The 11,959-nt window shown below is 47.1% G+C and carries 12 protein-coding genes; 5 read left to right on the top strand and 7 right to left on the bottom strand.

All coding sequences use genetic code 11. From position 1 onward, the window contains the following. Window positions 1-134: 134 nt before the first annotated feature. Window positions 135-491: a YtxH domain-containing protein gene (locus J7E26_RS08220; RefSeq protein WP_214800728.1), complete on the bottom strand. Its 357-nt coding sequence runs from the start codon at window positions 489-491 to the stop codon at window positions 135-137. A 118-nt stretch (window positions 492-609) separates the two neighbouring features. Between J7E26_RS08220 and yhzF the strand changes: the two genes are divergently transcribed. Further along, on the top strand, window positions 610-801 hold the full coding sequence (gene yhzF / locus J7E26_RS08215) for a membrane protein YhzF (protein ID WP_214800730.1): 192 nt from the start codon (window positions 610-612) through the stop codon (window positions 799-801). A gap of 57 nt (window positions 802-858) precedes the next feature. Here yhzF and J7E26_RS08210 read toward each other — a convergent pair whose 3' ends face one another. The 3 genes from J7E26_RS08210 to J7E26_RS08200 all read right to left on the bottom strand — a co-directional run bounded on the left by J7E26_RS08210 (window position 859) and on the right by J7E26_RS08200 (window position 3,152). Then, window positions 859-1,377 carry a tryptophan transporter gene (locus J7E26_RS08210; RefSeq protein ID WP_214800732.1) on the bottom strand — a complete coding sequence of 173 codons (519 nt, stop codon included), beginning with the start codon at window positions 1,375-1,377 and terminating at the stop codon, window positions 859-861. A 121-nt stretch (window positions 1,378-1,498) separates the two neighbouring features. After that, complete coding sequence (serC, locus tag J7E26_RS08205) at window positions 1,499-2,578, bottom strand: 3-phosphoserine/phosphohydroxythreonine transaminase (protein ID WP_214800734.1); 1,080 nt, start codon at window positions 2,576-2,578, stop codon at window positions 1,499-1,501. A gap of 136 nt (window positions 2,579-2,714) precedes the next feature. Continuing rightward, window positions 2,715-3,152 (bottom strand): HIT family protein, encoded by a 438-nt coding sequence (locus tag J7E26_RS08200; RefSeq protein WP_214813243.1) that lies wholly within the window; start codon window positions 3,150-3,152, stop codon window positions 2,715-2,717. 490 nt (window positions 3,153-3,642) lie between these two features. Between J7E26_RS08200 and ecsA the strand changes: the two genes are divergently transcribed. The 3 genes from ecsA to J7E26_RS08185 are packed head-to-tail and all read left to right on the top strand — an operon-like array spanning window position 3,643 to window position 6,356. Continuing rightward, on the top strand, window positions 3,643-4,386 hold the full coding sequence (ecsA, locus tag J7E26_RS08195; RefSeq protein ID WP_214800738.1) for an ABC transporter ATP-binding protein: 744 nt from the start codon (window positions 3,643-3,645) through the stop codon (window positions 4,384-4,386). Beyond that, window positions 4,379-5,605, top strand: a complete 1,227-nt coding sequence (locus tag J7E26_RS08190) for an ABC transporter permease (RefSeq protein WP_214800740.1) — start codon at window positions 4,379-4,381, stop codon at window positions 5,603-5,605. The genes ecsA and J7E26_RS08190 overlap by 8 nt, the downstream gene beginning before the upstream one ends. Before the next feature lie 46 nt (window positions 5,606-5,651). Continuing rightward, a complete protein-coding gene (locus J7E26_RS08185; protein ID WP_214800742.1) occupies window positions 5,652-6,356 on the top strand; it encodes an EcsC family protein in 705 nt (234 codons plus the stop codon). Window positions 6,357-6,375: 19 nt separating this feature from the next. Here the strand turns inward: J7E26_RS08185 and J7E26_RS08180 are convergent, their stop codons facing one another. From J7E26_RS08180 to hmoB, 3 genes are all read right to left on the bottom strand, one after another. Then, entirely contained in the window at window positions 6,376-7,566 is a 1,191-nt protein-coding gene (locus tag J7E26_RS08180; RefSeq protein WP_214800744.1) for a M20 family metallopeptidase, read from the bottom strand. A gap of 69 nt (window positions 7,567-7,635) precedes the next feature. Continuing rightward, window positions 7,636-8,985, bottom strand: a complete 1,350-nt coding sequence (locus J7E26_RS08175) for a hypothetical protein (protein ID WP_214801307.1) — start codon at window positions 8,983-8,985, stop codon at window positions 7,636-7,638. A gap of 150 nt (window positions 8,986-9,135) precedes the next feature. After that, a complete protein-coding gene (gene hmoB / locus J7E26_RS08170; RefSeq protein ID WP_214800746.1) occupies window positions 9,136-9,636 on the bottom strand; it encodes an antibiotic biosynthesis monooxygenase family protein in 501 nt (166 codons plus the stop codon). 122 nt (window positions 9,637-9,758) lie between these two features. Between hmoB and J7E26_RS08165 the strand changes: the two genes are divergently transcribed. Next, the gene (locus J7E26_RS08165) at window positions 9,759-11,900 is read left to right on the top strand and encodes a transglycosylase domain-containing protein (RefSeq protein ID WP_214800748.1); all 2,142 of its coding nucleotides are present in this window, start codon (window positions 9,759-9,761) and stop codon (window positions 11,898-11,900) included. Window positions 11,901-11,959: the final 59 nt, after the last annotated feature.

Raw genomic sequence — 11,959 nt, 5'->3', positions numbered from 1 at the left:
AAAATAAAGATTAATAAAGATGAAAATTTAAGAATTTTATAATAAATTCTTGATCCGTTGCTGGCAAAGGCTTTAAGTACAAGAAAAAAGTGCGGGACGCAATGTGTCCGCACTTTTTTTGATTGGATAGGATATTAGTTTTGTAAGGTTTTCTCCAGCTGTCTGATTTTTTCTTCAATATCAGCGATTTCCTTTTGGAGATCCTGCTGGTGGGGCCTAATTTCCTCCTGCCACTTTTTGATGCTCGTCTGCAATTCTCCGCCTACCTCTTTAATGACTTCAGCGCTTTCTTTCGCCGTTTGGACAAGCTGGTCCTTCAGCGCTTTGCCGTCTGTTTTTAACCGTTTAATCGTTTCCTCAATGGAGTTGCAATTTTCTTTAATTTTGCCCCGCAGCTCTTTCCCGGATGAAGGAGCCGAAAGTAAAACTGCCGCTCCTCCGATCAATCCGCCTACGAAAAGGCCTGTTAAAAGGGAACGTCCGTCAGCCATTTGAAATCACCCCGTTTTTTTTCTCACAAGCTTTTATCATTTTTGTTCAGAAGAATAAACTTCTATACATAGCTTGCTTTATTTTAGCATATTTTTTAAGGGAAAAGGAGGGAGAAGGTTGTCTGTCTTTATGATTGTTTTATCTTGTATGGCTCTTATGTTTGCGGCGGGCGCCGTTTATTACCTGAAATTGCTCGGCCAAGCCGCTTCTTATCCGCCGAAGCGGGTCGTCCGTCAAAAAGCCATTGTCTGCTCAACAGGAACCGCCCTCACATTGTTCCTTATTTTTTTCACAAAACTTCTGTTATGAAACATGCCGAAACACATTAAAAACCTCTTCCGGAGCGGAAGAGGTTTAGGTATGCGATTATTTCGCCGTTTCTAGCATGTTAGACCGTTTTAAGATCGTTTGCACAATCGGATGCATAACGATCATGGCAATGCCGTTCAGCGCTGCCGCCGGAAGGACGACCGCAAGCACGAGGGCTGTGAATCCGCCGGGCAGACCGACGATGAGCAGGGCCAATCCTAAAAAGATCATTCCTGAAATGAGTGTGCCGATCACCGTAATCACCGCAGCCGAAGCTGTTTTGGCGCTCTTTTTGATCAGCAGCACCAGCGCGAGAAACAGAAACGCCGTCACCGGTTTTTCAATGATGTTCGGAAGCTGGCCGCCCGGAAATGATGTCGTAAGCGCGGAAATGATTCCCGTCACAATCCCGATCATCAGTACGTTCTGCACCCGGGGGAATAACAGGATTCCCATAAACATCATCACAAGCATCATATCGGGTTTCATCCCGAATAATACAGGCGGCATGACGGAATGAAGCACCGCCCCGATTGCCGCAAACAGGGCCATAATGACTAATTCTTTTGTTTTCATACTATGCTCTCCTCTGCTAGGCTTTCTTGCCATCCAATAATATGCTCGTCATTTATTGCGATGGCCGGAAATATTGATATGAAAACAGTATATCAAAGGAACCGTTTTGATAGAAGAATTTTTATTCGTTTTCCTGCTGGAACTTTCTCATAAACTGAGCCAGTTTTTCACAATCAGCCAGGCTGACTGCGTTGTAGATGGACGCTCTGCAGCCGCCGACCGAGCGGTGTCCGCCGAGTCCCGTCATTTTAGCGGCTTTCGCTTCTTCAACGAATTTCTTCGTAAGGCTGTCTTCGCGAAGCGTGAATGTCACGTTCATGTGAGATCGGCTGTCCTTTTCAGCATGGCCGGCATAAAAGCCGCCGCTTTTGTCAATCGTGCTGTAAATGATATCAGCCTTTTGCTGATTCCGTTGTTCAGCCGCTTCAACGCCCCCGTTTTCAGACAGCCATTCAAGGACGAGGCTCAGCATGTAAATCGCAAATGTCGGCGGCGTGTTATACAGCGAATCCGCTTTTGTATGCGTAGAGTATTTCAGGATCTTAGGAACGTTTTCATTTTCTTTTTCAAGCCAAGCTTTCTTCATAATGACAACTGTGACACCGGACGGCCCGAGATTTTTCTGGGCTCCGCCGTAAATCACGTCAAACTTGGAGACGTCGATCTTTCTGCTCAGAATGTCGCTTGACATATCGGCCACGAGCGGAATCGGCGAATTCGGGAACTCCTTCCATTGCGTTCCGAAAATCGTGTTGTTGGACGTAATGTGCAAGTAGGCGCCGTCATTGATTCCGGCGAGGTCAGCTTCCGGGATATGGTTGTGGTTTGAATCTGCGCTCGTTGCTGTCACCGATGTTTGCCCGAACAGCTTCGCTTCGGCAAGGGCTTTTTCAGACCAAGCGCCTGTCACGATGAAATGAGCCGTTTTATCAGGTGTTAAGAAGTTCATCGGCAGCATTGAAAATTGAAGGCTTGCGCCGCCTTGGAGGAACAAAATGTCATAATCGTCCGGAATGCCCATCAGCGCCTTTAAAAGGCTTTTCGCTTTTTGATGCACCGCCTCATATTCGCTGCTTCGGTGAGACAGCTCCATCACGGACATGCCGCTTTTATTGAAGTTGACAAATTCTTTCTGTGCTTTTTGCAGCACACCTAAAGGAAGGGCTGCCGGTCCTGCGTTGAAATTAGTTGTACGTTCCATGATTACGATCTCTCCCTGTTTCCGCTTTAGTTAAAAAATAATACAATAATCCTATCACAATTTTTTGTATTTTTTGATATAAAAAATTAGAATTGTTTAAGTTTTTTATTTTTTCGGACGCAAAAAAACCCCATCATCAAGATGAGGCAAGGCGCTTTCTGACAGAGGACGCGATCGTTTGCAGGTCGTCAGGCGTGTAGTCTTCGGTATGTGTCTTCCAGACGGCGCCGAAACCGTCGCCTTTTCCGTAACGCGGAATAATATGCATATGAAAATGGAACACCGATTGGCCGGCTTTTTCACCGTTATTATTAAGCATGTTCAGCCCGATCGGCTCAAATTCATCACGAATGGCACGAGCGACTTTCGGCACAGCTTCAAAGTATTCTTTAGACAGCTCCGGTGTAAACTCGTACACGTTTTCAATATGTGTTTTCGGAATGACGAGGGTGTGGCCTTTCGTCACCTGGCTGATGTCAAGAAACGCAACGACGTGTTCATTTTCGTATACTTTTGAAGACGGAATGTCACCGGGTATGATTTTACAGAAAATACAATCGTCCGCTTTATGCATGGATGGGTTCCTCCCTGAAATGAAATATATGTATAATCTCATCGTACCACAAAACGGCCGAAAACTGAAAACAGGATGAACGGCTAAGCGTTCACCCTGGATGCAGAAGTACAAGCTTTATCGCAGAAAATATAATATGCCTTTGGTAAGCACCTCATTTGTTTTTAAAATGAAGACTTATGGGTATGCTTATTGATTCCTGGGACAAACACCTCATTTGATTATTTCATCATTTCTGAAGAACATCATCAAAGCAGTGAGTGAAGAAATAGTAAGCATGGGACATGTTGATTTTCATCCAACTGTTCTAAGACGTCTTTAACAAACACCTCATTTTCAGTTGATTAAAGCTGTTTCCTTCTACACACATTATGATGTCCATAAAAAGTATAGATATGTGCGCTTTTTTACATTAGAAAAAAGGGAATCGTTTCAAATCAGACATTATTTTTGGTACTATGAAGAAAAACGAATTAGAAGGGGAGAAATTATGTCTCTGCTATCGGTAAAAGACTTAACCGGCGGTTACACGAGAAACCCGGTTTTAAAAAATGTTTCATTTACCCTGGAGCCGAACCAGATTGTCGGGTTAATCGGATTAAACGGTGCGGGCAAAAGCACGACGATCCGGCATATTATCGGTTTAATGGATCCGCATAAAGGCTCGATCGAGCTAAACGGAAAAACGTTTTCTGAAGATAAAGAAAGCTACCGTTCGCAATTCACATATATCCCTGAAACACCGGTGCTGTATGAAGAGCTGACGCTCAAGGAGCATTTGGAATTAACGGCCATGGCGTACGGCCTTTCAAAAGAAACGCTGGAAAAAAGGCTTCCCCCGCTTCTCAAAGAATTCAGAATGGAAAAAAGACTGAAGTGGTTTCCGGCGCATTTTTCCAAAGGAATGAAGCAGAAAGTAATGATCATGTGCGCATTTCTTGCCGAGCCGTCGCTTTATATCATTGATGAGCCGTTTCTCGGGCTTGATCCGCTAGCGATTAATGCGTTATTAGAGCGGATGGACGCCGCGAAAAAGGCCGGTGCAAGCGTGCTGATGTCTACACATATTTTGGCAACGGCAGAACGATATTGTGACGCTTTCATCATTCTGCATAACGGCGAGGTGCGGGCGAGCGGCACGCTGCAGGAGCTGAGAGAGCAGTTCGGCATGAAAGAGGCCGCACTTGATGATTTATATGTTGAGCTGACGAAGGAAGACGCCGGCCATGAATAATATGTCTACTATTTGGCAGTCGCGGCTTGAGGAGCATATAAAGGAAACAAGAATGTACATGAAATATATGCTCAATGATCATCTCGTCATTGTGCTGATCTTTTTCATTGCCGGCGCCGCGAGCTGGTACAGCAAGTGGGTAAAAGACATTCCTGCCCATTTCCCGTCATTTTGGGTGATGGCCGTGCTGTTTTCATTTGTCCTGACCGGCTCGTACGTACGGACGCTTTTAAAGGAAGCTGATCTCGTTTTTTTACTGCCCCTTGAACCGAAAATGGGGACTTATTTTAAGCAGTCATTCAGGTACAGCTATCTGTCGCAGCTTTTTCCGCTTATTGCTCTTTCACTTGTATGTATGCCTCTTTATTTCGCTGTCAGCCCCGGGGCGTCGCTAACGGCTTATGCGGCTGTTTTCATCCAGATGCTGGCGGTGAAAGCGTGGAATCAGGCGATGGAGTGGCGGATGACGTTTATGAATGACAGAAGCATGAAACTGATGGATGCAGTCATTCGTTTTATCTGCAATATGCTGCTTTTATACTTCATATTACAATCGTTTTATGCGTACGCGATTGCCGTATATGCTGTAATGGCGGGTCTATATGTGTATTTCACCTCGGCCGCAAAACATAAATCGTTAAAATGGGAAGCTCATATTGAATATGAATTGAGACGGAAACAGCGATTTTACAGAGTAGCCAATCTGTTTACAGATGTGCCTCATCTGAAAAAACAGGCGAAACGCAGAGCATATCTCGACTTTTTGCTCAGAATGATCCCGTTTGAACAGCGAAAAACGTTCTCCTACATGTATGCGCGGGCCTTTCTGCGCTCAAACGATTATTTAGGCATTCAAGTCAGGCTCACGGTGATCTTTATACTGATTATTATGCTCGTTTCTTCCAATCCGTGGATTACGGCTGCTTTGACGGTATTTACCATCTTTATCACTGGCATTCAGCTTCTGCCGCTTTTCGGGCACTTTCATCATCTCTCATTGCAGGAGCTGTATCCCGTAAGGCAAAACATTAAGCTGAAAAGCTTCTTTTCTTTAATGAAGACGACATTAGCCGTGCAGGCGCTGCTGCTTTCTGCTGCATCAGGCTATGCGGCGGGCATGACCGGAGCGCTGTATGCCGCTGTCGGTTCAGCCGTTCTCATCTATGCGCTTCTGCCTTCATATATGGGCGGAAGGCTGAAAAAATACGGAAAGCTGTAATCAAGCCGGTTTTTGAGACCAACCTCAATGAAAGAAGGAGACGTAAATGACCGACGATCAGCAGCTGCTCCAGGAAGCCCTGCAATGGAAAACGCGATTTTTGCGGAAGGATTCCATGTTTGAACGGTTTTCTAAAGGGATGCAAGGGAAAATAAACGAGCGGATCCCAGAGAAGATTCATACCGTGATTACAGAAAGCATTAAGAAAATGACGGAAGCGACGATGGCGGGGTCAAATCTGGTTAAGGCGAAGCGGGATACAAGCGGTATGTCTCTCCGGGATAAAGATTCTCTCGCCAGACAAACGATCGCTTCTTATCAAAAGATCGCGGCTGCGGAAGGAATCGGCACGGGAGCCGGCGGCATCTTTTTAGGGATAGCTGATTTTCCGCTGCTGTTGTCCATTAAAATGAAATGTTTATTCGATCTATCTTCCATATATGGTTTCGATGTCGAAAAACGAGATGAAAGACTGTTTTTACTGTTCATTTTTCAGCTTGCTTTCTCCAGCGGCGAACAGCGGAAACGCGTGTTTTCAATTCTTGAAAATTGGGACTCAAAAAAGCACGATATGGATTGGAGAGTCTTTCAGCAGGAATACCGGGACTATCTGGACGTCGTGAAGCTGTTTCAGCTTTTGCCGGTCGTCGGAGCCGCAGTAGGCGGGGCGGCCAATTATAAGCTTTTGTCTCAGCTTGGCGAGACGGCGAGGCATGTTTTTCATTTAAGAATCGCAGCAGCCGGTACGTAAGGTACCGGCTGCTTTTTTATTATGCACGGGGGTAACTCACAGCTGCGGCGGCGAGCACTTTGGCAGCCGTAAGCATCGCTTTTTCATTGAAATCAAATTTCGGGTGGTGGTGGGGATAAATGTGTTCCGCATTCTCAGGCGCGGCGCCTGTAAAAAAGAATGTGCCTTTTACGTTTTGCAGATAATAGGCAAAATCTTCACCGGCCATTTGCGGCTTCCCTTCAGCTACGTTTGTCACGTCTTCTGTTTCACTGGCGGCGGAGGCTGCGTGAGCCGTTTCCTCAGGGTGATTAACGACTGCCGGATAGCCGCGGTTAAAACAGTATTCATAAGAAGCGGAATGCATGGCGCAGATTCCTTTGACGACAGCTTCTATTTCTGTTTCAAGCAGATCGCGGACATCTTCATCAAACGATCGGACGGTGCCGGTTATCTCTGCCTGATCAGCAATTGCGTTGAATGGATTTTCAGCGACGAAAGATCCTGCTGAAATGACGGCCGCCTGCACCGGGTTTACCCGGCGGCTGACAATATGCTGAAGGGCAGTGACAATTTGCGAGCCGATTAAAATGGCGTCCTTCGTATCATGAGGGATCGCGCCGTGGCCGCCTTTTCCGAGCACTTTAATGGTGAATCTGTCAGCTGCGGCCATCACTGCGCCAGAGCGGCATAAAATTGTTCCGACAGGTTCAGTGGCCCATAAATGAGTGCCGAAAATAGCATCGACATTCTCCAGGCAGCCATCCTCAATCATCGGTTTCGCACCGCCCGGGGAAAATTCTTCGGCATGCTGGTGGATCATCACAAATGTCCCTTTCAGCTTATCCCGATTGTGATAAAGGACTTTTCCGACCGCAAGCAAAGCTGCCGTATGGCCGTCGTGGCCGCAGGCATGCATGACGCCGGGAACTTGTGACGCATAGGGCACGTCTTTTTCATCCTGAATGGGCAAAGCGTCAAAATCCGCACGCAGCGCAACAGCCGGCCCGGGTTCGCGGCCCTCGATATAAGCGACAACACCGTTTCCTCCCACATTCGTACGGATGGGGACGCCGAGCCTTTCGTAAAACGAGGCGATAAATGCCGGCGTTTTTTTCTCTTTAAAGGAAAGCTCGGGATTCATGTGAAGATGCCGCCTCATCTCAACCATTTCTTCATATAACGCGTCAAGCTGTTCATGTAAGCTTTTTTGAAGTGTCGTTAACGTCAAAAGCGATAGCCCCCTCGTCTGCTTTTCTCATGATTGTATAGAAAAAGTCAGAAGATTTCAATCATTCCGCTACGGCAAAATGATGATGGCGGCGATTGTGGTGACGATCAGGCCGACTGTGACGGGGAGAAAGTTTTTCCTCGCCAGCTCAAAAGGGTCTACTTTACAAATCGCCGCAGCTGGGATAAGAGCCCATGGGACCAATGTTCCGCCTCCGACCCAAATCGCCGACAGCTGGCCCAGCGCCGTTAAAACCGCGGGATTGGTATGAAGTGCCGCCGAAAATAGCTTCGCCATCGAGCCGGCAAGGGAAATGCCGGAAAATCCTGAGCCGTCAAGCCCTGTTATGGCTCCGACTGCCGTGAGGGCAATCCCGGCAAATTCCCCGGACATCGGGAAGGAGCGGGATAAAGCCAAACCGAGATCGTTTACGATTCCCGCCGACACCTCCGGGAGAGGGGTGTGCAGAATACTCTCAAAGCCAGCATCACCGAGATAAAAGAATGCCGCAATCGGGATCACGGGACCGAATACCTTAAAGCCGAATTGGAAACCGCCGATAAAATACCCAGTGATCTTTTCCAAATTTCTTTGTTTATAAACAATGAAATGGACGAAAAGGAGAATGCCGATTGCCGTTCCGCCGACTAATGCGGTGGCGTCATTTCCTTGAAGGCGATACACAAGCATGCAGACAATATCAGCAAGAAAAACAAAGGGAATCAAAAACGCGAAAAAAACCCTGAGTTTTTTCGGCAAATACAGACTTGTATCCTGAGAATCAGAATTGCTGAATGACAGGGAGGGCTGCGCTTTTTTTCGGTCGCGCATGACGATAAAAAAAGCGGTGATTGTCGTTGTCAGCCCCATGATCAAGACAAGCGGAATGCTTGCCTGCATGACATCGCCGACGGGAATTCCGGCGGCATCGGCCGTTAATTTCGGCGCCGCCTGAATAACGTAATCACCTGATAAAGCAAATCCGTGGCCGAACAGATTCATCGCCATCGCAGCGGCGATCGGCGAAAGGCCCGCACGGATCGCTGCAGGAAGCAAAACAGCGCCGATTAAAGCGATTCCGGGGGACGGCCAGAAAAAAAGGGAGATGACAAACATCAGGCAGCCGATCACCCAATATGCGACAGCCGGCCCCTTCATCAGCCGCGCAAATGGAGAAATCATCGCTTCATTAATACCCGTTTTGGTTAAAATGCCGCTCATCGACACAATAAAACAGATGATAAAAATGGTCGGCAGCAATTCCCCGGCGGCATACGTAAAGCTGTGAAATAAACTGCTGACCGAAGCGGAGAAAGAGTGCGTCGTCCATAACGCAATCACAAAAATACCGGCCAGAGAGACAAAGGTTGTATCTTTTCTAAGCAGCATAAATACAATAATGGCTGCGATAAATGCCATATAAAGCAGATGAACCGAGAAGGCGCCGATCTCCAATTGAACCACCCCGTTTACAAATTGATTGCTACAGGTTATTCATAGGCGGGCGGATGGTGCAAAGGAGTATGCGGAAAAACAGGACATAAAAAAAGCCGGAAAATCTCCGGCGGGTTAGTCTATTGCATAATAAGCGGTTACATAAGAAGGGCGTGAAAAAATGGACGTTGTGTCCATACCGGCTGATGTTTCGCGTTTTTTATGGGCTTCTTGATAGGAGCTTGACTCCTGCCAGTCCTGAAAGGCTTTTTCTTTTTCCCACAAGGTAAGGATGACATACGTATCGCCATCAAGCGGCCTTAACACGCGAATGGCTTCAAAGCCGGGTTCATTTTCGACTTTGCCGGCGCGGTTTTTAAACCTGTTTTCAAACAGCGGTCTGCCTTCCTGAGTAACGGCGATATTGTTCAGCACCGCATAGCCCGGATGTTTGATTTCTCCGACGCTGTCAACGGTTTCATATGAATGGGGCGCCTGAAAAACGGTTTCTCCGTTTGTCTCATGGATTAAAATCGCATTTTCTTCACCCTGCATCAGCACCATCTTCTCATCGGGATGTTTCTTTGCAATCGTCTTTAAAAAATCGGCTGTCCCATATGTAATATAAACTTTCATATCAGCCACCTCCTGCTTGCTAGTATATCAAAAGAGTGGTATAAGTTTCTATTGGCGACTCATTCTGACATAATTCAAAACAATATTTCCCATACTACAGGTTAAGAAAGGCGAGGTGACTCATGCTGAAAAAGAAAAAGAAACTCTTTATACCATTAGTAATAGCAGCCGCAACCGCTTTTCTCGCGTTAATCGGATATATTATCATTATTTTTCTCGGCCATTATGTCATCGACGAAAAAAAACTGATTCTTCATGCTTCATCAAAAATCGTGGACCAAAACGGCAGTGAGATTGCGAGTCTTTATACGGAGAACCGTGAACCGGTATTGATTCGGGACGTTCCGAAGGATGTCAGAGAAGCGTTTATCGCTGTTGAGGATAAACGGTTTTATGAACATCACGGGATTGATGTGAAGTCTGTCGGACGGGCGGTTTTCCGCGATATTTTAGCTGGCGGCAAGGTGGAAGGCGGGAGCACGATCACTCAGCAGCTGGCGAAAAATATCTTTCTGACAAATGATAAAACCTTTTTGCGAAAGACGAAAGAAGTCATTATCGCGATTAATCTTGAGCGCGATTACAGCAAGGACAAGCTGCTTGAAATGTATCTCAACCAGCTCTATTTCGGACACGGCGTCTACGGCATCCAAGCGGCGTCCCATTATTATTTCAATAAAGAGGTAAAAGATTTAACCGTTGCAGAAGGCGCGGTGCTGGCGGCAATTCCGAAGGGCCCTTCCCTGTATTCGCCGATTCAGCATCCTGACAAAAATAAAGAACGGCGCGACACGATTCTCGCGATGATGAACGATCAAGGCTATATCAGCGCAAAAGAGGCCGTCAGGGCCGAGGGGCAGACGTTGGGGCTGCACGTCAAAAAAACATCTGAAACGCCTTGGTTTGACAGCTATATCGATCTCGTCATCAAAGAAGCGGAAGATCGATATTCGATGTCAGGCGAACAGCTGCTGCAAGGCGGTTATACGATTCAAACATCACTTGATTCCAAGCTGCAAAAAACAGCATATACGCTCATGAAGGAAAACGGCTATTTTCCGGGGACGGATCAATCAGCCGAAGGAAGCGCCGTCTTTATCGATAATAAGACAGGAGGCGTCAGGGCGGCGATCGGCGGACGGGACTATGTGACGAAGGGATATAACCGTGCGACGGCGCCGCGGCAGCCGGGTTCAACGTTTAAGCCGCTTGCGGTGTACGGGCCGGCCATGCAGGAAAACAAATTTAAACCGTATTCCCTCCTTCAAGATAAACTGCAATCATACGACGGATACGAGCCGAAAAATTATGACGGGCAATATGCGGGTGAGGTAACAATGCAAGATGCGATTACATACAGCAAAAATGCCCCCGCTGTCTGGACATTGGAGGAAATCGGCGTGGAGACGGGGAAGTCGTATTTGGAGAAAAACGGGATGAACGTTCCTGACAACGGACTGGCGATCGCACTCGGCGGTCTGTCAGAAGGCGTCACTCCGCTTCAGCTTGCCGGAGCCTATCATACATTTGCGGCAAACGGCATCTATACGGCGCCATATTTTATTGTGAAAATAACAGATGAAGACGGAGAAACCGCAGCTGAACATAAAGGCGGCAAGACGCGTGTGTTCAGCGGACAGACGGCTTGGAATATGACGAGGATGCTTCAGCAGGTCGTAAAAAAAGGCACTGCTTCACAAGGGAGCTATCAAGGCGATCTGGCGGGAAAAACCGGAACGACCTCATACACAGGCATCTCGGGCGCGACGAAGGACGCCTGGTTTGCGGGATACAGCCCGAGTCTTACGGGGGCTATTTGGATGGGGTATGACAAAACGGATACGACCCATTACCTGAAAGGCGGAAGCCAGTATCCGGTCAGACTGTTTAAGGACATCATCACGAGAGCAGGCGAAAGCGGCGGGGCATTTAAAAAACCGGACAATGTAAAAGAGCTGGGCAGCCCGATCAAGCTGAAGCCTGTCGCATCCCTGTCAGCCCGCTATACATTTAAGGCAATGGGGCTGTTTACGGTCGCATTAAAATGGGATGCCCAAGAGGATGAGCGGGTTGTTTACCGAATATATGTGAAGAAAGACGGAAAAGACAAGCTTCTGGATTCCGTAAAAGGCAAAGGCAGCTTTGACATTCCGTATGCGAATCTGTTTTCGGGGGCTTCATACAAAGTTGTTCCTTATAATACACAGACGAAACAAGAAGGGAAGGGGACCGGATACGTTCAGCCGAAGCTCTTTTCTTCTTAAAGGCGAATTCGGCGATTTTTTGAACATTAAGCCTCAATTCTATACCATTTTAAAAAAAC

The organism is Bacillus sp. ISL-51 (assembly GCF_018613535.1).
In the GTDB taxonomy this organism is placed as follows: Bacteria; Bacillota; Bacilli; order Bacillales; family Bacillaceae; genus Bacillus.
Note: the sequence above shows the minus strand (reverse complement) of the source record. Positions and strands in the feature narration are given on the sequence as shown.